The organism is Pseudomonas sp. TWR1-1-3, from assembly GCF_049896805.1.
GTDB classification, from domain to species: domain Bacteria; phylum Pseudomonadota; class Gammaproteobacteria; order Pseudomonadales; family Pseudomonadaceae; genus Aquipseudomonas; species Aquipseudomonas bubulae.
This window is the reverse complement of sequence record NZ_JAFCUZ010000002.1, coordinates 461,806-484,319: the sequence shown is the minus strand read 5'-3', so window position 1 is coordinate 484,319 and position 22,514 is coordinate 461,806. Positions and strand designations below refer to the sequence as shown.

The window sequence follows — 22,514 nt, the reverse complement described above, 5'->3', positions numbered from 1 at the left end:
CGCTTTGAAAAAGCCGAGTATATTAACGGATCAAGGGCCTCAGTCCAAAGGACTCTCAAAAAAAGCTGTCCGGTTTGCCAGGGTGTCAGCCCGGTTATCGACCAATGGTTCACGATTGCCGGTTCGCGCAAATAGCCAGAAGACAGGAGAACAATCACCATGCTGCCGTCCATTTTGCCCCTTGGCGCAGTACCGGTTACCTCCGGGCAGGATCCGGTTCGCCCGCGCCCGGACATTCCGCCTGTGGTGCCGGCCCAGGCCAGCTCCAGCGAAAGTGCCATTGACCTCAAGCACAGCGATGCCGACCAGGCCACTTTATTGTTGCGTGAGGAGCAACGGCGTCAGCAGGAACAGCGCCGCCGCGAATCCCGGGAGCAGGGGAGTACGCTCCCGCAGGTGGTTGACGAGGTGCCGGTTGAACCCTTGGCCGATGGCATGCAGCGCCAGGGTGTGTGGGTTGATATCAAGGTCTAGGTGGTTTTTTCTGGTCAGGGCCGAATGTGCATCGCATTATTGGCGTACTGAAACATACTGACAGTGGTCTGATTTGCTTATGAGCCAAGACACCAAGCTGGTTGACCTGGGCGCCGAGCGCGCCAAACGGGTACATGACCTCAATGAAAAGCGCCTGAACGAAGTGCGCAAGGCGTTCGAACAGGCAATGCCGTTGGCAAAAACGGCGAAAAAGCCGAAGAAAAAACCGAAAAAGCGCTGAACTGCCGCGTTTTCGATGATCTGCGTCAACTAACCCCCTCAACTGCCGGCTGGCCGTGGGTCACTATTGATCCCGGTCAAGTTGTGCGCCTGCGTGTCTGGTTAATCTAGCTTCAACAGACACACAAACAGAGCGCAGGAGGCCGTCATGTTTCTCGATAATGTGGTTATCGCCGGAGTACTTACTGTCGGCCTCATGGTTTTGTTTTTCGCCGGTCTGGGCATTTTTATCTGGAAAGACTCGCAGAAGCGCAAATAGCGCCGGGTCTTTCCATTGCATGAGCACGCAAGGCATTTTGGGCGACTTCGGTCGCCTATTTTTTTGCCTGTAATAAATGGGACTTGCCCGAATGCGGTGGGAGCGGGCTTGCTCGCGATGCAGGCAACGCGGTCTGTCAGGCAAACTGAGTCGATGCCATCGCGGGCAAGCCCGCTCCCACAGGGTCTGCATAATGACCGGGCATAAAAAAAGGTACGACCCGTGCGGGTCGTACCTTTTTTGTGCGGCGCGCTATCAGGCGAGGACTTTGGAAGCCAGCCAGAACAGCGTTGCAGACAGTGCAATGGTAGCCGGCAAGGTCAGCACCCACGCCATCAGGATGGTTTTGATCGTACCGCCCTGCAGGCCGCTTTTGTTGGCGACCATGGTACCTGCCACGCCCGACGACAGAATGTGCGTCGTCGATACCGGGAGGGAGAAGATATTGGCCATGCCGATGGCGAAAGCCGTGGTGATTTGAGCGGCCATGCCCTGAGCATAGGTCATGCCCTGCTTGCCGATCTTCTCGCCGATGGTTTTAACCACACGCTTCCAGCCCACCATGGTGCCCAGGCCCAGGGCCAGGGCTACAGCCAGGATCACCCAGAACGGTGCGTATTCGGTGGTGGCGGTCAGGTCTTTGCGCAGTTTCTCGAGGTCCGCTTTTTCGCGGGAATCAAGCACTGGCAATTTGCTGACTTTCTTCGCGGTGTCATCCAGGCAAAGCAGGTAGCGGCGGATCTCGATACGCTTTTCAGCCGGGATCGAGTGGTAGTCCGCTACACCTTTGAGCGAGCTCAACAGGGCTGCGATGGTCGGTTCGGTCTGCTGCGGATTGCAGCTGAACTGATCCGGCAGGTCGCCCTTGACGCTTTTGCCCAGGGCCAGGAATTCGGTCAGCGAAGCGTTGTTGCGCTCGTAGAACTGGCTCAGGTGCAAGGTGGCGTCGCGGGTGCGTTCGATCTGATAGGTGGTGCTGTTCAGATCCAGAACGAAAGCGCTTGGCACGATGCCGATCAATACCAGCATGATCAGGCCGATGCCTTTCTGGCCATCGTTGGAGCCGTGCACGAAACTGACTGCCATGGCCGAAATCACCAGCACCAGTCGGTTCCAGAACGGCGGGTGCTTCTTGTCATCCAGCTTGCGGCGCTGCTCAGGGGTCTTGTGCATCTTGGACCCCGGACGCCACCACTTCAGGCCGACCAGTACCAGGCCCGCTACCACGAAACCGGCGATTGGCGAGAACACCAGCGAGGCACCAATATCGATAGCCTTCTGCCAGTTAACCCCGTCACTCACCGGGATGCCGCTGATCAGGGCGTTGGCCAGGCCGACACCGAGGATCGAACCGATCAGGGTGTGTGAGCTTGAGGCAGGAATGCCGAAATACCAGGTGCCAAGGTTCCAGGTGATGGCCGCAGCGAGCAACGAGAACACCATGGCCAGGCCATGTCCGGTGTTTACGTTGACCAGCAGCTCAACCGGCAGCAGGTGGACGATGGCATAGGCCACGCCAACCCCGCCCAGCAACACGCCGAGGAAATTGAACACACCGGAAAAGAACACCGCCAGGTGAGGCGGCATGGCTTTGGTGTAGATGACAGTCGCTACCGCGTTTGCGGTGTCATGAAAGCCGTTGATGAACTCAAACGCGAGAACAAAGGCTAGGGCGAAGAAGAGGCTGATAAGAACCCAGGCGTCCAATCCGCTTAATAGATCGATCATGAAGGTTTTCTGACACGGTCATAAAGGGGGGCGGATTATGCCAGAAAACCCCGCTAATCAATGCACTAGCTGCCCGTTGGTAACATCTATAAATGAAAAAACCTGTAAGAATCCATCGCGAGCTGGCGTAGGCAATTCCCTTCAAGCCACTGATACCAAAGGCTATAGGGCTTTTCCAGGGGCATACGCACGCTGTGGCGCAGGTCTGATTTGGATAGATGAAATTTCTTAAATCAGAGGGGCCGACGCTGCTGGTTCAGGTTCTGATATAGCAAACAGCCATACCCGCTCATGCAAATGGCGAGCACGCAAGAGGCAGCAGGGGCTGTTCTGGTACGTTTTCAGGTGCGGGTCAGGGCTCTTCGGCCTTGAGCTCTTTTTCGATCTTCTGGATTTCTTGAGTGAACGCCTGGTCGAGCAGACTGGCCCGTTTGCGCCAGGGTTTGCGTCCGGGCTCGGGTTTGGCCGCGTAGGTGGTCACTTCACCACCGTAAAGATCCTTGAATCGTTGTTCCTGTCGCTCAAGTTCTGCGCGCAGTTCGTCTTTTGTCACTGTCTTACCTAATTGAGTTGAGTTTGAACCTGGTGAATCACCGTGCAGGGAGGTTGATTCATATGACGAATGACAGGCAATAAGACAAAGGCCTATAAATAACGTCATGCTTACATACACCACGCTATGCACTCGGCCACGTCATTTACAGAAACATGAGCGTCGCCGTCTCAAGTGTTCACCCCCGGGTGAAACTACACACGATGCAATTGCCGGCAAGCTGCACGTAGCAATCGAACGCAACGCTCTGGTTGGATCCAATCGGCTGTACGGGCTTGACCTTGTACTCTCAATAACTTGCGCGTTCTCAATAGCTGAGAAGTGCCTCTACTATCGCTGAATAACTTCCTGCGCGTCAACTTCCTGTCGTGACATGTGTTATGAATATTTGTGAATTAGCCTGCGCTTTGCACGCGTGACTCTATTTGATTCGCTGCCGGGTAGTTGGCCATCAAGTTGTTTAAGGCCAGAGCTGAACTTGACCTGAATACATATTAATCAGACGTTTTCTATCATTGAGCGGACGCGCCTGATTGTAATAAAGCCCAGGTTAAAAAAATGTCATCCAACTAAAATGATTCAAGATCGTACAAAATCATGTGTACATTACCTCGCTGCAGCACTGATTGCGATTATCGACTAGCGGTTCGATAATCGCCCGGCATGCCATAACTATAAATAGCTGAAGCTGGGGGTTGGGAATGAATGATCGACTGCACAATGCCGTTGCCAGTATCGCGCCACCGATTGTGGCGTCGCCGGCCAAGCGTATTCAGGCGTTTACCGGTGATCCTGACTTCATGTCGTCGTTGGCCCGTGGCCTGGCGGTGGTGCAGGCGTTTCAGGAGCGCAAGCGGCATCTGACCATCGCGCAGATCAGCCACCGCACGGAAATCCCCCGGGCGGCGGTGCGCCGTTGTTTGTACACCCTGATCAAGCTGGGCTATGCGACCACTGACGGGCGTACCTACTCCCTGTTGCCCAAAGTGTTGACGCTGGGCCATGCCTATCTGTCGTCCACGCCGCTGGCCGTGTCGGCTCAGCCTTATCTGGACCGCATGAGCGAGCAATTGCACGAGGCGTGCAACATGGCGACGCTCGAAGGCGATGACATCCTCTACATCGCCCGTTCGGCTACTACGCAGCGGCTGATTTCGGTTGATCTGTCGGTTGGCGGCCGCCTGCCCGCCTACTGCACTTCGATGGGGCGCATTCTGTTGGCGGCGCTGGACGACGTGACCCTGCACGAATACCTGGCCCACGGTGAGTTCCAGGCCAAGACCAGTCGTACCCTGCACACCCGCGAAGCACTGCTGGAGTGTTTGCAACTGGTGCGTGAGCAGGGCTGGTGTGTGGTCGACCAGGAACTGGAACAAGGCCTGCGTTCGATTGCCGTGCCGGTCTACGACGCTTCCGGGCAAGTGCTTGCCGCCCTGAATGTCAGCACCCACGCAGGAAGGGTCACACGCACGGAGCTGGAGCAGCGCTTTTTGCCGATCATGCTCAACGCCAGCCGCGAGCTGAGCACCCAGTTGTTTAGTTGATGGGTGAAAACTAAGCGTTCGATAAACGCACAGTTAAGCGTTTATCGAATTGCATGGCGGCAGTGGGCTGATTAATGTCGGCTCAGCGCTGCCTTGCCGGGCAGGCCAAATAATAATGAGAAGAGGCCAAACGCCATGACACTCCCCCTGACGCTGCCACTGCGCAGTCGCCCGCAGCCCTTCTGATCCCCCGATAACTATTAATGTGAGCCGCTGGCCCCTGGCCGGTTTTCGTTCGCCCTGGTTTTTGACCGGTATAAAAATAATGAATTCACCCCAGTCTTCTGTCGGCAACTGCCTCGATGTGCAGTCCTTTATCAACGCCCAACCCCTGTCGCGCTACCAGTGGCGCGTGGTGATCCTGTGTTTTCTGATTGTCTTCCTCGATGGCCTGGACACAGCGGCCATGGGCTTTATTGCGCCTGCCCTGTCCCAGGACTGGGGGATTGACCGCGCCAGCCTTGGTCCCGTGATGAGCGCCGCGCTGATCGGCATGGTGTTTGGTGCCCTGGGCTCTGGACCCTTGGCGGACCGCTTTGGCCGCAAGGTGGTGCTGGTGTCGGCGGTGCTGGTGTTTGGTGGCTTCAGTCTGGCCTCGGCCTACGCCAGCAACGTTGACCAACTGCTGGTACTGCGCTTTTTAACCGGGCTTGGCCTGGGGGCCGGCATGCCTAATGCCACTACCTTGCTTTCGGAATACACCCCCGAACGCCACAAGTCTTTGCTGGTAACCAGCATGTTTTGCGGCTTTAACCTCGGCATGGCGGGCGGCGGGTTTATCTCTGCCAAGTTGATCCCGATGTATGGCTGGCACAGCCTGTTGTTGATTGGCGGCGTGCTGCCGCTGATTCTTGCCGTGGTATTGCTGTTCTGGTTACCGGAGTCGGCGCGCTACCTGGTGGTGCGCAACCGCAGTGTTGAGCGTATTCGCAAGACCCTTGCCCCGATCGACCCTGCCCAGGTGGCCCAGGCGTCAAGCTTCAGCGTGCCGGAGCAGAATACCGTCAAGGCGCGCAACGTCTTTGCAGTGATCTTTTCCGGCACTTACAGCACCGGCACCCTGTTGCTGTGGCTCACCTACTTTATGGGCCTGGTGATCGTTTATCTGTTGACCAGCTGGCTGCCGACGCTGATGCGTGACAGCGGCGCAAGCATGGAGCAGGCGGCATTTATTGGCGCTCTGTTCCAGTTCGGCGGGGTGTTGAGTGCAGTGGGGGTGGGTTGGGCGATGGACCGGTTCAACCCGCACAAAGTGATCGGCATTTTCTACCTGCTGGCCGGGGTGTTTGCCTACGCGGTTGGTCAGAGCCTGGGCAATATCACCGTGCTGGCAACTCTGGTGCTGGTGGCCGGTATGTGCGTCAACGGTGCGCAATCGGCGATGCCGTCGCTGGCCGCACGTTTTTATCCGACCCAGGGGCGGGCCACCGGTGTGTCATGGATGCTCGGCATCGGTCGCTTCGGTGCCATTCTGGGGGCGTGGATGGGCGCGACCCTGCTGGGTCTGGGCTGGAACTTCGAGCAGGTGCTGACCGCGCTGGTGATTCCTGCTGCCCTGGCAACCACGGCAGTGCTTGTCAAAGGCATGGTCAGCCACGCTGATGCAACCTGATAGGCAGCCTGCTAACTATGTGTTCGATTAGCGAACACATAGTCGATTATCGGATTGTTTGGGCCAAAGCTGCGGCTTAATCTGCTGAGCATCCGGTGTCGCCCTGGCGCACCTTCTTCAACCGCAGTGGCCTACAAAAAACGGGAGCTACCCCAGATGGCAGACATCATTTCGTTACACGACGCGGTGAAACAATTTGTGAGCGATGGTGACACCGTTGCCCTTGAAGGTTTCACCCACCTGATCCCGACTGCAGCGGGTCATGAAATCATCCGTCAGGGCAAGAAAGACCTGACTCTGGTGCGGATGACGCCTGATCTGGTGTACGACCAGTTGATCGGTGCCGGTTGTGCACGAAAGTTGATCTTTTCCTGGGGTGGCAACCCTGGCGTTGGTTCCCTGCACCGTTTGCGCGATGCCGTCGAGAAACAGTGGCCACAGCCGCTGGAAATCGAAGAGCACAGCCACGCCGACCTGGCCAATGCCTACGTTGCGGGTGCCTCGGGCCTGCCATTTGCGGTGCTGCGTGCATACGCAGGGTCTGATTTACCCAAGGTCAACCCGCTGATCAAGACCGTCACTTGCCCGTTTACTGGCGAAGTACTGGCCGCAGTACCGGCGGTGCGCCCGGATGTCACGGTGATTCACGCGCAAAAGGCCGACCGCAAGGGCAACGTGCTGCTGTGGGGCATCCTGGGGGTGCAGAAAGAAGCAGCGCTGGCAGCCAAGCGCTGCATCGTGACGGTTGAAGAAGTCGTCGACGACCTGCAAGCGCCGATGAATGCCTGCGTCCTGCCAACCTGGGCCTTGAGCGCAGTGTGTCATGTGCCGGGTGGGGCGCACCCTTCCTACGCTCATGGTTATACCGAACGCGATAACCGTTTCTATCAAGCGTGGGACCCGATTGCCCGCGACCGTGAGACCTTTACTGCCTGGATCAATGAATACATCCACGGCACTGCGAATTTCAGTGAGTTCCAGGCCAAGCTGGCCCGCGCTTCGGAGGCTAAATAATGACCTACACCACCAATGAAATGATGACCGTTGCGGCGGCCCGCCGTTTGAAAAACGGTTCGGTGTGTTTTGTCGGCATTGGCTTGCCTTCCAAGGCGGCTAACCTGGCGCGTCTGACCTCGTCTCCGGATGTGGTGCTGATCTACGAGTCCGGCCCGATTGGGGCCAAGCCTGATGTGTTGCCGCTGTCGATTGGTGACGGTGAACTGGCCGAAACGGCTGACACCGTAGTCTCCACCAGTGAAATCTTCCGTTACTGGCTGCAGGGCGGTCGGGTCGATGTCGGCTTTTTGGGCGCAGCCCAGGTCGACCGTTTCGGCAATATCAACACCACAGTGGTCGGTGACTACCACCAGCCAAAAGTGCGCCTGCCAGGTGCCGGTGGCGCGCCGGAAATCGCCGGTTCGGCGAAAAGCGTGCTGATCATCCTCAAGCAGTCGGCCCGCTCTTTTGTCGACAAACTGGACTTCATCACCTCGGTGGGCCACGGTGAAGGCGGCGACTCGCGCAAGCGTCTGGGCCTTCCGGGTGCCGGGCCGGTGGGCATCATTACCGATCTGTGCACCATGGAACCTGAAGAACAGACCAACGAATTTGTAGTCACTGCCCTGCATCCGGGCGTGACCCGCGAGCAAGTCATTGCTGCCACCGGCTGGGCCATTCGCTTTGCCGATAATGTGGCGCAAACAGCGGCCCCGACCGACGTCGAACTCAGCGCCTTGCGTGACCTGGAAGCGCGCACCGCACTGGCCCACGGTCAGGCTCCGGGAGAAGCATGATGCGCGAAGTCTTTATCTGTGACGCGATTCGTACCCCTATCGGCCGTTTTGGCGGTGGCCTGGCAGGCATGCGCGCCGATGATCTGGCGGCAGCGCCGATCAAGGCGCTGATCGAACGCAACCCGAATGTGAACTGGAACGAAGTCGACGAAGTATTTTTCGGCTGCGCCAACCAGGCCGGTGAAGACAACCGCAACGTGGCGCGCATGGCCGCCTTGCTGGCCGGGCTGTCGGACACCATTCCCGGCGTGACCCTCAACCGCCTGTGTGCCTCGGGTATGGATGCCATTGGCACCGCGTTCCGCGCCATTGCCAGCGGCGAGATGGAACTGGCGATTGCCGGTGGCGTCGAGTCCATGTCGCGGGCGCCGTTTGTGATGGGCAAGGCCGATGCCGCGTTCTCGCGCAACATGAAACTGGAGGACACCACCATTGGCTGGCGCTTTATCAACCCGCTGATGAAAGCCCAATACGGTGTCGACCCGATGCCACAGACGGCGGACAACGTGGCCGACGAGTACAAGATTTCCCGCGCCGATCAGGACGCTTTCGCCCTGCGCAGCCAGCAACGGACTGCTGCTGCCCAGGCCGCAGGCTACTTTGCCGAAGAAATCGTGCCGGTGCGTATTGCCCATAAAAAAGGTGAGACGGTGGTTGAGCACGACGAGCATCCGCGTGCCGATACCAGCCTGGAAACCCTGGGCAAACTCAAGCCGGTCAACGGCCCGGACAAGACCGTCACTGCGGGCAATGCCTCGGGGGTCAACGATGGCGCCGCGGCGATGATCCTGGCATCGGCCGAGGCGGTCAAACGCCATGGCCTGACCGCTCGCGGTCGGGTTCTGGGCATGGCCAGCGCCGGTGTTGCGCCCCGTGTAATGGGCATTGGCCCGGTACCGGCGGTGCGTAAGCTGGTGGAGCGCCTGGGGTTGGCGGTGAGTGATTTTGACGTGATCGAACTCAACGAAGCCTTCGCCAGCCAGGGCCTGGCCGTTTTACGCGAGCTGGGCCTGGCTGACGATGCGCCGCAGGTAAACCCCAATGGCGGGGCAATTGCCCTGGGTCACCCCCTGGGCATGAGCGGTGCTCGCATCGTCATGACCGCCTTGCATCAGCTGGAAAAAACCGGTGGCAAGAAAGGCCTGGCGACCATGTGCGTGGGCGTTGGGCAGGGTCTGGCATTGGCTATTGAACGGGTCTGATAGCGCTCAATACTGCCTCTGTGGGAGCGAGCCCGCTCGCTCCCACGGCCTCAGTCGTTCGGCTTATTGCGGTGATGGCGCGAGATGTTGCAATGTGTGTCTGATTGCAACTAAAACCTGATGAGTAAATAAAGATGACAACAGCAACTCACTACACAGGAGAGGAGCGCAAAAAAAGGATTTTTGCGATTGTCGGTGCATCCTCCGGCAACCTGGTCGAATGGTTCGACTTTTACGTTTACGCCTTCTGTGCGATCTACTTCGCTCCCGCTTTCTTCCCCTCCGATGACCCTACGGTGCAGTTGCTGAACACGGCCGGTGTGTTTGCGGCGGGTTTTTTGATGCGCCCCATAGGTGGCTGGCTGTTTGGCCGGGTGGCTGACAAGCACGGGCGAAAGAATTCCATGATGATCTCGGTGCTGATGATGTGCGCCGGCTCACTGGTTATTGCCTTCTTGCCGACCTACGCCTCGATCGGCGCCTGGGCCCCGGCCTTGTTGCTGATGGCACGGCTGTTCCAGGGCCTGTCCGTAGGGGGTGAATACGGCACCACTGCGACCTATATGAGTGAAGTGGCACTCAAGGGCCAGCGCGGCTTCTTTGCTTCCTTCCAGTATGTAACGCTGATCGGCGGGCAACTGCTGGCGGTGCTGGTGGTGGTGATTCTTCAGCAGTTTCTGTCAGAAGACGAACTGCGGGCCTGGGGCTGGCGCATCCCCTTTGTGATCGGTGCCATTGCGGCGCTGATTTCGTTGTTGCTGCGTCGCACCCTGAAAGAAACCACCAGCGCCGAAACCCGCCAGGACAAGGACGCCGGTAGTGTTAGGGCGTTGTTCCGTGACCATAAAGCGGCGTTTATTACCGTGCTGGGTTACACCGCAGGCGGCTCGCTGATTTTCTACACCTTTACCACCTACATGCAGAAATACCTGGTCAACACCGCCGGTATGCACGCCAAGACCGCCAGTTACATCATGACCGGGGCGCTGTTCCTTTATATGTGCATGCAGCCGCTGTTCGGCATGCTGGCGGACAAGATCGGCCGGCGTAACAACATGCTCTGGTTTGGTGCGCTGGGTACGCTGTGTACCGTGCCGATCCTGTTGACCCTGAAAACCATCAGCAGTCCCTTCCTGGCCTTTGTCCTGATTACCCTGGCGCTGGCGATTGTCAGCTTCTACACCTCGATCAGCGGCCTGGTCAAAGCCGAGATGTTCCCGCCGCAGGTACGGGCGCTGGGTGTTGGCCTGGCCTATGCCGTGGCTAACGCAATCTTTGGTGGTTCTGCGGAATACGTGGCACTGGGCCTCAAGTCCATGGGCATGGAAAACAGCTTCTACTGGTATGTGACGGTGATGATGGCCATCGCGTTCCTGTTCAGCTTCCGTTTGCCCAAGCAGCCCAAGTACCTGCACCACGATTTGTGATGTGCCCGCGCGCCCGGCTGTGGCGCGCGCTTTCTAAGGAAGGTTTATGAGTGATCAGCTGTTCGATGCGTACTTTACCGCCGAGGCCATGAAGCAAGTGTTTTGCGATCATGGCCGGGTACAGGCCATGCTCGACGTCGAAGCGGCGCTGGCCCGGGCACAAGCCCGGGTCGGGGTGATTCCTCACTCTGCGCTTGCACCGATTACCGCGGCCTGTCGCGCACAACTCTACGATTTTGAAGCGCTGGGCCTGGCGATCGCCAGTGCCGGCAACTCTGCGATCCCGCTGGTAAAGGCCCTGGGCAAACAAATTGCCAGCAGCGCGCCCGAAGCGGAACGTTATGTGCATTTGGGGGCCACCAGCCAGGACGTGATGGACAGCGGTCTGGTCCTGCAATTGCGCGCCGCTCTGGATTTGATCGAGCGTGACATGACGCAGCTGGCGGATGTGCTCGCCGCGCAGGCTCAGCGCTATGCCACAACGCCTTTGGCCGGGCGCACCTGGCTGCAGCAGGCTACTCCGGTGACCTTGGGCATGAAAATCGCCAGCTGGCTGGGGGCCGTGACCCGTAGCCGCCAGCGTCTGCACGAGCTCAAACCGCGTTTACTGTGCCTGCAGTTTGGCGGTGCTTCCGGCACCCTGGCCGCCCTTGGCGATCAGGCCATGCCGGTGGCACAGGCGTTGGCTGATGAACTGGGCCTGAGTCTGCCTGAGCAACCCTGGCATACCCAGCGTGATCGTCTGGTGGAATTTGCCGCAGTTCTGGGCCTGATCGCCGGTGGCCTGGGCAAAATCGGTCGGGATATCAGCCTGCTGATGCAGACCGAGGCGGCGGAAGTGTTCGAGCCGTCGGCGCCGGGCAAGGGCGGCTCGTCGACCATGCCGCACAAGCGCAACCCGGTTGGGTCTGCGGTATTGATCGGTGCCGCAACGCGGGTGCCGGGCCTGCTGAGCATTTTGTTCAGCGCCATGCCTCAGGAGCACGAGCGCAGCCTGGGCTTATGGCATGCCGAATGGGAAACCCTCCCCGAGATTTGTTGCGTGGTGTCCGGCGCGCTGGTACAGGCGTTGAATATTGCCCGTGGGCTGGAAGTGGACAGTGAGCGCATGGCGCGCAACCTCGATCTGACCCACGGGCTGGTGCTGGCTGAAGCAGTAAGCATTGTGCTGGCGCAGCGGGTAGGGCGCGAAACCGCGCATCATCTGCTGGAGCAGTGTTGCAAGCGGGCCGTGGCCGAAAAGCGCCATTTACGTGGGGTGCTGGGCGAAGAGCCGCAAATCACCGCGCACCTCAGCGCGCAGGAACTGGATCGCCTGCTCGATCCGGCCCATTACCTTGGTCAGGCGACGACGTGGGTCGAGCGTGCGCGGGCTGAACATTTTGCGTTGGTCCTCTAAAGGAGAAACTCGTGGGACGTGTACAACTCGCTGAAGGTGAACTCAACTACCGCCTGGACGGCCCGCAAGGTGCACCGGTGCTGGTGCTGTCCAATTCCCTGGGCACTGATCTGGGGATGTGGGACACGCAGATTGCGGCGTTCGCCGAGCACTTCCAGGTATTGCGCTACGACACCCGGGGTCATGGCCAGGCGTTGGTGACCGAAGGACCGTATAGCATTGAACAACTGGGCGGAGATGTTTTGGCGCTGCTGGATGCGCTGCATATCGAGCGCGCGCATTTTTGCGGGTTGTCGATGGGTGGACTGATTGGCCAGTGGCTGGGGATCCATGCCGGTTCGCGGCTGCACAAGCTGGTGGTGTGCAACACGGCTGCCAAAATTGGCGAGCCTGCGGTCTGGAATCCGCGCATCGAGATGGTTTTGCGTGAGGGTGCTGCGGCGATGGCGGGGTTGCGTGATGCCTCCATTGCCCGCTGGTTTACCGCGGACTTCGCCCAGGCCAATCCCGGGCAGGCCAAGCGCATCACCGATATGCTGGCGGCCACTTCGCCCCAGGGCTATGCCGCCAATTGTGCTGCTGTGCGTGATGCAGATTTTCGCGATCAGTTGGGTGCAATCGAAGTGCCCATGCTGGTGATCGCGGGCACTGAAGATGCCGTCACGCCGCCTGCGGGCAGCCACTTCATTCAGGAGCATGTGCGTGGCGCGCAGTACGCCGAGTTTTACGCCGCGCACCTGTCCAACGTGCAGGCAGGCGATGCTTTCAGCCAGCGCGTGCTGCAATTTTTGCAGGCAAGCTAAGGAGTTTTTTGTGGACGAGAAACAACGTTACGACGAGGGCATGCAAGTACGCCGTGCGGTGCTGGGTGATGCCCATGTGGATCGTAGCCTCAATGCCCTGACCGAGTTCAACAGCGAGTTCCAGGAAATGATCACCCGCCACGCCTGGGGTGATATCTGGACTCGTCCGGGGTTGGCGCGCCATACCCGTAGCCTGATTACCATCGCGATGCTGATCGGCATGAACCGCAATGAAGAGCTGAAACTGCATCTGCGCGCTGCGGCCAACAATGGCGTGACCCGGGCCGAGATCAAGGAAGTGATCATGCAGAGTGCTATCTATTGCGGGATTCCGGCGGCCAATGCGACGTTTCATCTGGCTGAATCGGTGTGGGATGAATTGGGGGTTGAGTCGCGGGAGTAACAGCGGCTACAGATCAATCTGCATCCCTAGCCTGAAACAACAAACCCGCCATAAGGCGGGTTTGTTGTTTAACCGATACGCATCAAGCCTTGGGTGGCTGATCCGAAACCGGGCGGTTTTGCCCGGTCTGTTCGTACCAGCCGCCACCCAGCGCCTTGTACAGCGTGACTTCACTGGTCAGTTGCGAAAGACGGTCGGTGATCAACGATTGCTGCGCGCTGAACAACGAGCGCTGGGCATCGAGGAAGGTCAGGTTGCTGTCGATGCCAATCCGATAACGACGCTCGGCCAAACGGTAGTAATCCTGGTTGGCGTTGACGAAGTCGGTTTGCGCCTGCAACTGCTGGTTGTAGGTTTGACGCGCTGCCAGACCGTCAGAAACTTCCTGGAAGGCGGTCTGGATTGTTTTCTCGTACTGGGAAACGGTGATCTCTTTCTGGATTTTTGCGTAGTCCAGGCTGGCGCGCAAAGCCCCTGCGTTAAAGATCGGCAAGTTGATTTGCGGTGAGAACAGCCAGGTGCCCGAGCCGCCCTTGAACAGCCCCGACAGGTCAGGGCTCAAGGTCCCGGCATTGGCCGTGAGGCTGATGCTCGGGAAAAACGCTGCCCGCGCCGCGCCGATGTTGGCGTTGGCGGCCAGCAACTTGTGCTCGGCTTCAAGGATGTCCGGACGACGTTGCAGCAAGTCCGATGGCAAGCCAGCCGGTACTTCGCTCAACAGGTCGGCTGCCAGCGGTTGGGCTGCCGGCAGGTTGTCCGGGATGGTGCTGCCCAGCAACAGCGCGAGGCTGTTCTGATCTTGCGCCACCTGACGGGTGTAGCGGGCCAGCTGCACCTTGGCGTTTTCCACCGAGGTACGCGACTGGCTGACTTCAAGGGCCGAGGCCACACCGACTTCATTGCTGCGCAAAGTGAGCTTGTAGCTCTCATCGAACGCCTTGAGGGTGTCTTCGGTGAGCTTGAGCAGCTCTTTGTCAGCCTGCCAGGTCAGGTAGGCATTGGCGACGCTGGCCACCAGACTGATCTGGGTGCTGCGTCGGGCTTCTTCGGTTGCAAAGTAGTTCTGCAACGCCTGATCGCTCAGGCTGCGAACCCGGCCGAACAGGTCCAGCTCGTATGCACTGACCCCAAGGGTCGCCGAATAAGAACTGGTGATGCTCGACTCGCCGGTTTGCGACATGTTGGCCGGAGTACGTTGACGGCTACCGCTGCCAGAGGCCGAAACCGCCGGGAACAGATCGGCGCGCTGGATGCGGTACTGCGCGGCATAGGCGTCGATGTTCAACGCCGCGACGCGCAGGTCGCGGTTGTTGACCAGAGCCGTCTGGATCAGCTGCTGCAGCGCCGGGTCATGGAAAAACTGACGCCAGCCCTGTTCCGCAGCGGCCTTGCTGGCCGCCTCGGTTGGCGAGTAGGCCGGGCCTTGCGGGTATTGCGCCGCTACCGGCGCTTCAGGGCGCTGGTAGTCGGGGATCAGCGAGCAGCCGCCGAGCGTAAACGCTGCAACAGCTACTGCGAGAAGCGACTTGCTCATTGGCCAGCCTCTTGGTTTGGAGTTTTAGTCAGATCCACTTTCTTTTCCGTGTCTTTATTCTTGCCGCCGCCAATGGACGATACGGCCACAAAGAACAGCGGTACCCAGAACACGGCCAGTACGGTGGCGGTGATCATGCCACCGATAACACCGGTACCAATAGCGTGCTGGCTGCCCGAGCCTGCGCCCGTGGAGATGGCCAGTGGAACCACACCCAGTACGAAGGCCAGGGAGGTCATGATGATCGGACGCAGACGCATGCGGCACGCCTCGATCGCGGCATCCACCAGGCTACGTCCCTGCTCATGCAGTTCCTTGGCAAACTCGACGATCAGAATGGCGTTTTTCGAGGCCAGACCGATGGTCGTAAGCAAGCCCACCTGGAAGTACACGTCGTTGGACAACCCGCGCAGGCTGGTGGCCATAAGCGCACCAATGATCCCCAGCGGTACGACCAGCATCACCGCAATCGGGATCGACCAGCTTTCGTACAGTGCTGCAAGGCACAGGAATACCATCAGCAAGGAAATAGCGTACAGGGCAGGCGCTTGCGAACCTGACAGACGTTCCTCGTAAGACAGCCCCGTCCAGGAAATACCTACACCCGCTGGCAACTTCTTGGCCAGGGCTTCGACCTCAGCCATGGCTTGACCGCTGGTATAGCCCGGAGCCGGAGCGCCGAGAATTTCCATCGCTTCTACGCCGTTGTAACGCGACAGCTTGGGTGGGCCGTAGATCCACTCGCCCTTGGCGAAGGCCGAGAACGGCACCATGGTTCCTTGATCGTTACGCACGTACCATTTCTTCAGGTCTTCGGGGTTCATCCGCGAGTCAGCTTCGCCTTGCAGGAATACCTTTTTGACTCGACCGTGGTCGATGAAGTCGTTGACATAACTGGCACCGAGACCAATGGACAGGGTGTTGTTGATGTCCGAAATGCTCAGGCCCAGGGCGCGAGCGGCCTCATCGTCGATCAGCAGCTTGTATTGCGGTTCATCGTTCAGACCGTTCGGACGTACGCCCGCCAGGATCTTGCTTTGAGCCGCCATCCCCAGGAACTGATTGCGTGCAGCCATCAGTTTCTCGTGGCCAATGCCGGAGCGGTCTTGCAGGTACACGTCGAAACCGGTGGCGTTACCCAGTTCCATTACAGCAGGCGGGGCAAAAGCGAACACCATTGCATCGCGGTAGCTGGAGAACACTTTCTGCGCCCGTGCAGCCAGTGCAAATACACTGTTGTCGGAATCGCGCTCGCCCCACGGCTTGAGCATGATGAACGCCAGGCCGGAGCTCTGGCCACGGCCGGCGAAGTTGAAGCCGTTTACGGTAAACACCGAAGACACAGCGTCCGACTCATCGGCCAGCAGGTATTCGCGCATCCGGTCGATCACTTGCTGAGTGCGCTCTGCAGTGGTGCCTGCCGGTGTTTGAACCTGTGCAAACAGTACGCCCTGGTCTTCTTCCGGGAGGAAGGAGGTAGGGATACGGGTAAACAGGAACACCATGCCAACCACAATCAGCACATAAGCCAGCAGGTACGGAGCCTTGTGCCGCAGAATGCTGCCGACACCTTTTTCATAGCGTTTCACGCCATTGTCGAAGGTCCGGTTGAACCAGCCGAAGAAACCGCGCTTGTTCTCGCCGTGATCACCCTTCTGGATTGGCTTGAGCATGGTGGCGCACAGGGCCGGGGTGAAGATCAGGGCAACCAGTACCGACAGGCCCATCGCCGAAACGATAGTGATCGAGAACTGGCGATAGATCACACCCGTGGAGCCGCTGAAGAAGGCCATCGGCAGCAATACCGCCGACAACACCAACGCAATACCTACCAGGGCACCCTGGATCTGCTCCATGGATTTCTTGGTGGCTTCCTTGGGCGGCAGTCCTTCTTCGGACATGACCCGCTCAACGTTTTCAACCACCACGATCGCATCGTCCACCAGCAAGCCGATGGCCAGTACCATACCGAACATGGTCAGGGTGTTGATGCTGAAGCCTGCAGCGGCCAGGATCCCGAAGGTACCCAGCAGTACAACCGGTACTGTCATCGTGGTGATGATGGTGGCGCGGAAGTTTTGCAGGAACAGGAACATCACCAGGAACACCAGTACAACCGCTTCGACCAGGGTGTGCACCACACCTTCGATCGATGCCGAAACCACAGGCGTGGTGTCGTACGGGTAAACGACTTTCATACCTTCCGGGAAGAAGGGTTCCAGGCCGTTGATGGTTTCACGCAATGCCTTTGCCGTGTCCAGAGCGTTGGAGCCCGGGGCCAGCTTGATCGCGATACCCGATGCCGGTTTGCCGTTGAATTGTGCGCTGACGCTGTAGTTCTCACCACCCAGGGCAACATCTGCGACATCGCTCAGGCGTACCTGGGAGCCGTCGGTGTTGACCTTGAGCAGGATCTTCTTGAACTCTTCAGCCGTTTGCAGACGGGTTTTGCCGATGATGGTCGCGTTCAGCTCTTGACCCTTGACGGCAGGCAGGCCGCCCAGTTGCCCGGAGGACACCTGAACGTTCTGTGCGCTGATGGCCGATTTAACGTCCACCGGAGTCAGGTTGTATTTGTTCAGCTTGACCGGGTCGAGCCAGATACGCATGGCGTACTGGGCGCCGAACACCTGGAAGTCGCCCACACCTTCGGTACGGGAGATCGGGTCCTGCATGTTGGAAACGATGTAGTTGGACAGGTCGTCCTTGTTCATGCTGCCGTTTTCAGACACCACGCCAATAACCATCAGGAAGTTTTTCACTGCCTTGGTTACACGGATACCTTGCTGCTGTACCTCTTGCGGTAGCAGGGGGGTCGCCAGGTTGAGCTTGTTCTGTACCTGGACCTGTGCGGTGTCAGGGTCAGTGCCTTGCTCGAATGTGGCGGTGATGCTCATGCTGCCGTCGGAGTTACTTTCCGATGACACATAGCGCAGGTGGTCGATACCGTTGAGCTGTTGCTCGATCACCTGAACCACGGTGTCCTGCACGGTTTGCGCCGAAGCGCCCGGGTAGGTCACGGAGATCGAAATGGCCGGTGGTGCAATGCTCGGGTACTGGTTGATCGGCAACTTCAGGATCGATAGAGCCCCGACCAGCATGATCACCAGGGCTATAACCCAGGCGAAAATCGGACGGTCGATAAAAAATTTCGACATGGTTTATTCCCCTTTACTGCCTGCAGCTTTTTCTGTTGCCGGGGCAGATGCCGGGGTTTCGCCTTGTGGCTTGTCCATGATCTTGACTTCAATGCCAGGCTTGATGAATTGCAGGCCATCAGTAATCAGACGGTCGCCAGGGTTCAGGCCTTTCTCAACCAGCCAGTTGCTGCCAACGGTGCGCGAAGCTTGCAGTACACGCAGCTCAACCTTGTTGTCCGGTCCAACGATCATTGCAGTCGGTTGGCCCTTGAGGTTGTGGGTCACGCCGATTTGCGGTGCCAGGATCGCATTGCTGTCGATGCCTGCTTCCAGCTGCGCGTGGACAAACATGCCCGGCAACAGGGTTTCGTCAGGGTTAGGGAATACGGCGCGCAGGGTGACGGAACCGGTGGTTTCATCAACCGAGACTTCGGCGAACTCAAGGCGACCTTCCTGGCCGTACTCGCTGCCGTCAGGCAGGGTCAGCTTGACCTTGGCGGCGTTTTCACCGGCCTTCTTCAAACGGCCACTGGCCAGGTCACGGCGCAGTTCGAGCATTTCTACCGAGGACTGGGTCACGTCAACATAGATCGGGTCCAGTTGGGTGATCACGGCCAATGCATTGGCCTGGCCACTGGTGACCAGTGCACCTTCGGTGTACAGCGAGCGACCGATGCGGCCGGTCAGCGGCGCCAGCACCTTGGTGTAGCGCAGGTTAACCTGGGCGGTGTTCAGCGCGGCTTCTGCTTCCAGGCGGGCGGCTTCGGCGTTGTCGTATTCCTGACGGCTTACGGCTTGCTCGGCGACCAGTTGCTTGTAGCGCTGAGCCAGTGATTTTGCCGATTGCAGGGTGGCGCGGGCGCTGAGTACGGCGCTTTCATAGATCGCCGGATCGATTTGATAGAGCTGCTGGCCGATCTTGACGTCACTGCCTTCTTTAAAGAAGCGCTTGAGGATGATGCCGTTTACCTGCGGGCGTACTTCTGCCGAACGATATGACGCGGTGCGGCCAGGCAGATCGGTGGTCAAGGTAAATGGCTGGGTTTTCAGCGTGACAACGCCGACCTGAGGGATTTGCGGGGCAGGTGCTGCCTCTTCCTTTTTGCATCCGCTGAGCAGCGAAGCAAGGGCGATGGCAGCAACCAGAGCGGTAACAGCTGGCTTGAATTGCATGAAGATCCTCGGGTCAGGCACGCGAAAGCGCACAAGAATAGTGGAAGGGTAAAGAAAGCTGTTCCGGGTGGATAAATAGCTTGCTAAGTAATATACTTACATTCGTGTCTGTTTGTAAATAGTGGGACGCTGTCTCGCCAAGCCTTACAGCGCCATTTTTCATGCGTGTAGTAGACCGGGATAAGGCATAACAAGCGCCACCCGATGTTGGTCCGGGCAAGTGACCGTAGAGGCCCGGATCCTTCTGATTGAGGTTTTTATTGCCATGGTGCGTCGTACCAAAGAAGAAGCTCTTGAGACCCGGAGCAAAATCCTCGAAGCGGCCGAACAGGCCTTCTATGAGCGCGGGGTTGCCCGCACGACGCTGGCTGATATCGCCACACTGGCGGGTGTCACCCGTGGTGCCATTTACTGGCACTTCAGCAACAAGGCCGAGTTGGTTCAAGCCATGCTCGACAGCTTGAATGAGCCTCTGGATGAAATGGCCAGGGCAAGCGAAAGCGAGAACGAAGTCGACCCGCTTGGCTGCATGCGCCAATTGCTGATTCACTTGTTTCGCCAGGTTGCCATTGACCCAAAAACCCGGCGTATCAATGAAATTTTGTTCCATAAGTGCGAATTCACTGACGAAATGTGTGATTTACGGGCTCAACGCCAGATGGCGATGCTCGATTGCAACAGCAGGATCGAGCTGGCCCTGAGCAATGCCATTCATCGTCAACAGCTCCCTGAAAATCTGGATGTTCGCCGTGCTGCCATCTGCCTGCATGCCTATATCGACGGAATACTCGGACAATGGCTGCTGGTTCCCGACAGCTTTGACCTGTACACACACGCGCAATCCTGGGTCGATACGGGGCTGGACATGCTGCGCACAAGCCCAGCTTTAAGAAACTCCGGCAATATCCGAGAGGGAGTCTAGTAGGCTCAAGCAATAAGGCGAGTGAAGATTTTGCCCTTTGGGCCATTTGATGGCAGATGGCATTTATATACGTCTGGCCCGCGGGTTTAAAGTTAGCGAGCTAAGTATTTTGTAGCTAAATTGTTATCGTTTAGTTAAACGTCCCACAGCCAGATGTAATTAATCCTAAGCGATTGCGGATTAAGGATTACTGAACGGCGGCATCTTTCTCGGTTATTTTTTCCAATCAACCCTTCCTGCCTTGGCTTCCCCTACACTTGAGCAACGCTTTGGCCTCAGGCCAGAGCTGCCAGCAACGGGGGAGCGGGCAACTGCCAGGCTGTTTTCCTCTCCCGACTGAAGCAAACAGACTGCGACGGTGTGGTGTGTCGTGGACAATTCGAGGAATAACAAGTGAACAAGATTTACTCGAGTGCTGAATCCGCTTTGCAAGGCCTGGTCGAAGACGGCATGACCCTGGCTGTAGGCGGTTTTGGCTTGTGCGGTATCCCCGAAGCGCTGATCGCGGCTTTGCGCGATACCGGCAAGCGCGAGCTGACGGTGATCAGCAATAACGCCGGGGTTGACGGATTTGGTCTGGGGCAACTGCTGGAAACGCGCCAGATTCGCAAAATGATTTCTTCCTATGTTGGCGAGAACAAAGAGTTCGAGCGCCAGTACCTGGCGGGCGAGCTGGAGCTTGAGTTCACCCCGCAAGGTACCCTTGCGGAAAAGCTGCGGGCGGGCGGGGCGGGTATCCCGGCGTTCTTTACCAAGACTGGCTACGGCACGCTGGTAGCTGAAGGCAAGGAAACCCGGGAGTTCGATGGCGAGTGGTATGTCATGGAGCGTTCACTGCGCGCCGATGTAGCCCTGGTCAAGGCCTGGAAGGCCGATACCTCTGGCAACCTGCTATTCAATAAAACGGCACGCAACTTCAACCCTTTGGCGGCCATGGCGGCCAAGGTGTGTGTGGTGGAAGTGGAAGAGATTGTCGAGGTTGGCGAGATCGAGCCCGATCAGGTGCATTTGCCCGGGATTTACGTACAACGGCTGGTGCTCAACGCTGCGCCGGAAAAACGTATTGAACATCGCACTGTGCGGAGCGCCTGACCATGGCCTGGACTCGTGAAGAAATGGCGCATCGTGCCGCCCAAGAACTGCAGGACGGTTTCTACGTCAACCTGGGTATCGGTTTGCCCACCCTGGTGGCGAACTACATTCCTGAAGGTATGGATGTGTGGTTGCAAAGCGAAAATGGCCTGCTGGGCATTGGTCCGTTTCCGACTGACGATGAGGTCGATGCCGACCTGATCAACGCCGGCAAGCAAACCATCACGACTTTGCCGGGGAGCAGCTTCTTCAACAGTGCCGATTCGTTCGCGATGATTCGTGGCGGTCATATCAACTTGTCGATTCTGGGGGCGATGCAGGTGTCCGAGAAGGGCGACCTGGCCAACTGGATGATCCCCGGCAAGATGGTCAAGGGCATGGGCGGGGCGATGGATCTGGTAGCCGGGGTCAAGCGCGTTGTCGTGCTGATGGAGCACACGGCCAAGGGCGGCGTCCATAAACTGCTCAAGCAGTGTGATCTGCCGCTGACGGGCGTGGCCGTGGTCGACCGGATTATCACCGACCTGGCCGTGCTGGATGTGACCGGGCAAGGACTCAAGCTGGTGGAACTGGCGCCGGGAGTCACCCGCGAGCAGCTTCAAGAGGCCACGGGCTGCGCAATCAACGGTTAGGAGCCAAGCCTCTGGTAGCAAGTGCCGTAGAAACGAGGCTGCTGCTACGCAGACGGCTGCCTTCTAGTTTTAAAGTGTTTTCGCCGGGTCAAATACGCAAAAAGCCCCAAAAGGGGCTTTTTGCTTAAACGTGAATCAGCGTTCCAGGTCGACGATCTTGCCTGGTTTGCCATCCCACTCGGCCGCGTCCGGCAGAGGGTCTTTGCGTTCAGTGATATTTGGCCAGATTTCAGCCAGCTCGACGTTCAACTGAATGAAATTCTCCATGCCGGCAGGCACTTCATCTTCAGAGAAGATCGCCTGTGCAGGGCATTCAGGCTCACAAAGCGCGCAGTCAATGCACTCATCCGGGTGAATCACCAGGAAGTTCGGGCCTTCGTAAAAGCAGTCCACCGGACAGACTTCTACGCAGTCGGTGTACTTGCACTTGATGCAGTTGTCGGTGACGACGAAGGTCATTTCTAATTCTCTCCTCAGGCGGCGGCAGCGAAGCCCTTCCAGAACGGGTTCGCCGGGTTCGGGAGTGATATCTAAAGACCAGGCTAAAAGGTCAGTAGCATCCCGAACCGCGCGCGATTCTAGCA

21 protein-coding genes are annotated in these 22,514 nt (G+C 58.3%); 15 read left to right on the top strand and 6 right to left on the bottom strand.

Annotated features, from left to right (window positions below; all coding sequences use genetic code 11):
• Positions 1-159 precede the first annotated feature (159 nt).
• The 3 genes from ACP7BE_RS09735 to ccoM all read left to right on the top strand — a co-directional run bounded on the left by ACP7BE_RS09735 (position 160) and on the right by ccoM (position 973).
• Positions 160-474, top strand: a complete 315-nt coding sequence (locus ACP7BE_RS09735; RefSeq protein WP_095002999.1) for an aspartate-semialdehyde dehydrogenase — start codon at positions 160-162, stop codon at positions 472-474.
• Between the two features lie 79 nt (positions 475-553).
• A complete protein-coding gene (locus ACP7BE_RS09730; RefSeq protein ID WP_095003000.1) occupies positions 554-715 on the top strand; it encodes a hypothetical protein in 162 nt (53 codons plus the stop codon).
• Positions 716-862: 147 nt separating this feature from the next.
• On the top strand, positions 863-973 hold the full coding sequence (ccoM, locus tag ACP7BE_RS09725; RefSeq protein ID WP_016779744.1) for a cytochrome c oxidase subunit CcoM: 111 nt from the start codon (positions 863-865) through the stop codon (positions 971-973).
• Between the two features lie 255 nt (positions 974-1,228).
• Here the strand turns inward: ccoM and ACP7BE_RS09720 are convergent, their stop codons facing one another.
• Together ACP7BE_RS09720 and ACP7BE_RS09715 are read right to left on the bottom strand one after the other, a co-directional pair.
• The gene (locus ACP7BE_RS09720) at positions 1,229-2,701 is read right to left on the bottom strand and encodes an inorganic phosphate transporter (RefSeq protein ID WP_095003001.1); all 1,473 of its coding nucleotides are present in this window, start codon (positions 2,699-2,701) and stop codon (positions 1,229-1,231) included.
• Between the two features lie 352 nt (positions 2,702-3,053).
• Positions 3,054-3,254, bottom strand: a complete 201-nt coding sequence (locus tag ACP7BE_RS09715) for a hypothetical protein (RefSeq protein ID WP_095003002.1) — start codon at positions 3,252-3,254, stop codon at positions 3,054-3,056.
• Between the two features lie 701 nt (positions 3,255-3,955).
• Here ACP7BE_RS09715 and pcaR point away from each other — a divergent pair.
• The 9 genes from pcaR (at position 3,956) to pcaC (ending at position 13,437) form a co-directional block, all read left to right on the top strand.
• Positions 3,956-4,798 (top strand): pca regulon transcriptional regulator PcaR, encoded by an 843-nt coding sequence (pcaR, locus tag ACP7BE_RS09710; RefSeq protein ID WP_095003003.1) that lies wholly within the window; start codon positions 3,956-3,958, stop codon positions 4,796-4,798.
• Positions 4,799-5,063: 265 nt separating this feature from the next.
• On the top strand, positions 5,064-6,410 hold the full coding sequence (locus ACP7BE_RS09705; protein ID WP_426105667.1) for an MFS transporter: 1,347 nt from the start codon (positions 5,064-5,066) through the stop codon (positions 6,408-6,410).
• A gap of 156 nt (positions 6,411-6,566) precedes the next feature.
• On the top strand, positions 6,567-7,424 hold the full coding sequence (locus ACP7BE_RS09700) for a CoA transferase subunit A (protein ID WP_150628633.1): 858 nt from the start codon (positions 6,567-6,569) through the stop codon (positions 7,422-7,424).
• A complete protein-coding gene (locus ACP7BE_RS09695) occupies positions 7,421-8,203 on the top strand; it encodes a CoA-transferase subunit beta (protein ID WP_169916892.1) in 783 nt (260 codons plus the stop codon). Before ACP7BE_RS09700 ends, ACP7BE_RS09695 begins: the two co-directional genes overlap by 4 nt.
• Positions 8,200-9,405, top strand: a complete 1,206-nt coding sequence (gene pcaF / locus ACP7BE_RS09690) for a 3-oxoadipyl-CoA thiolase (protein WP_170943755.1) — start codon at positions 8,200-8,202, stop codon at positions 9,403-9,405. Before ACP7BE_RS09695 ends, pcaF begins: the two co-directional genes overlap by 4 nt.
• 134 nt (positions 9,406-9,539) lie before the next feature.
• Positions 9,540-10,832 (top strand): MFS family transporter, encoded by a 1,293-nt coding sequence (locus tag ACP7BE_RS09685; protein ID WP_016779752.1) that lies wholly within the window; start codon positions 9,540-9,542, stop codon positions 10,830-10,832.
• 46 nt (positions 10,833-10,878) lie between these two features.
• The gene (locus ACP7BE_RS09680) at positions 10,879-12,231 is read left to right on the top strand and encodes a 3-carboxy-cis,cis-muconate cycloisomerase (RefSeq protein WP_095003007.1); all 1,353 of its coding nucleotides are present in this window, start codon (positions 10,879-10,881) and stop codon (positions 12,229-12,231) included.
• Positions 12,232-12,242: 11 nt separating this feature from the next.
• Positions 12,243-13,034, top strand: coding sequence for a 3-oxoadipate enol-lactonase (gene pcaD, locus ACP7BE_RS09675; protein WP_426105664.1), 792 nt, complete (start codon positions 12,243-12,245; stop codon positions 13,032-13,034).
• A gap of 10 nt (positions 13,035-13,044) precedes the next feature.
• A complete protein-coding gene (gene pcaC / locus ACP7BE_RS09670; protein ID WP_095003009.1) occupies positions 13,045-13,437 on the top strand; it encodes a 4-carboxymuconolactone decarboxylase in 393 nt (130 codons plus the stop codon).
• Between the two features lie 82 nt (positions 13,438-13,519).
• Here pcaC and ACP7BE_RS09665 read toward each other — a convergent pair whose 3' ends face one another.
• Genes ACP7BE_RS09665 through ACP7BE_RS09655 form a run of 3 tightly spaced genes read right to left on the bottom strand, consistent with a single transcriptional unit; the run spans position 13,520 to position 19,284 of the window.
• Positions 13,520-14,971 carry an AdeC/AdeK/OprM family multidrug efflux complex outer membrane factor gene (locus ACP7BE_RS09665; protein WP_016779756.1) on the bottom strand — a complete coding sequence of 484 codons (1,452 nt, stop codon included), beginning with the start codon at positions 14,969-14,971 and terminating at the stop codon, positions 13,520-13,522.
• Complete coding sequence (locus ACP7BE_RS09660) at positions 14,968-18,129, bottom strand: efflux RND transporter permease subunit (RefSeq protein WP_095003010.1); 3,162 nt, start codon at positions 18,127-18,129, stop codon at positions 14,968-14,970. Before ACP7BE_RS09660 ends, ACP7BE_RS09665 begins: the two co-directional genes overlap by 4 nt.
• Before the next feature lie 3 nt (positions 18,130-18,132).
• On the bottom strand, positions 18,133-19,284 hold the full coding sequence (locus tag ACP7BE_RS09655; protein ID WP_095003011.1) for an efflux RND transporter periplasmic adaptor subunit: 1,152 nt from the start codon (positions 19,282-19,284) through the stop codon (positions 18,133-18,135).
• A 265-nt stretch (positions 19,285-19,549) separates the two neighbouring features.
• Between ACP7BE_RS09655 and ACP7BE_RS09650 the strand changes: the two genes are divergently transcribed.
• The 3 genes from ACP7BE_RS09650 to ACP7BE_RS09640 all read left to right on the top strand — a co-directional run bounded on the left by ACP7BE_RS09650 (position 19,550) and on the right by ACP7BE_RS09640 (position 21,930).
• Complete coding sequence (locus ACP7BE_RS09650; protein WP_095003031.1) at positions 19,550-20,206, top strand: TetR family transcriptional regulator; 657 nt, start codon at positions 19,550-19,552, stop codon at positions 20,204-20,206.
• Between the two features lie 393 nt (positions 20,207-20,599).
• Positions 20,600-21,298, top strand: coding sequence for a CoA transferase subunit A (locus tag ACP7BE_RS09645; protein WP_095020417.1), 699 nt, complete (start codon positions 20,600-20,602; stop codon positions 21,296-21,298).
• Between the two features lie 2 nt (positions 21,299-21,300).
• On the top strand, positions 21,301-21,930 hold the full coding sequence (locus ACP7BE_RS09640) for a CoA transferase subunit B (protein ID WP_095003013.1): 630 nt from the start codon (positions 21,301-21,303) through the stop codon (positions 21,928-21,930).
• A 135-nt stretch (positions 21,931-22,065) separates the two neighbouring features.
• Here ACP7BE_RS09640 and fdxA read toward each other — a convergent pair whose 3' ends face one another.
• Positions 22,066-22,389, bottom strand: a complete 324-nt coding sequence (fdxA, locus tag ACP7BE_RS09635; protein WP_016779762.1) for a ferredoxin FdxA — start codon at positions 22,387-22,389, stop codon at positions 22,066-22,068.
• Positions 22,390-22,514: the final 125 nt, after the last annotated feature.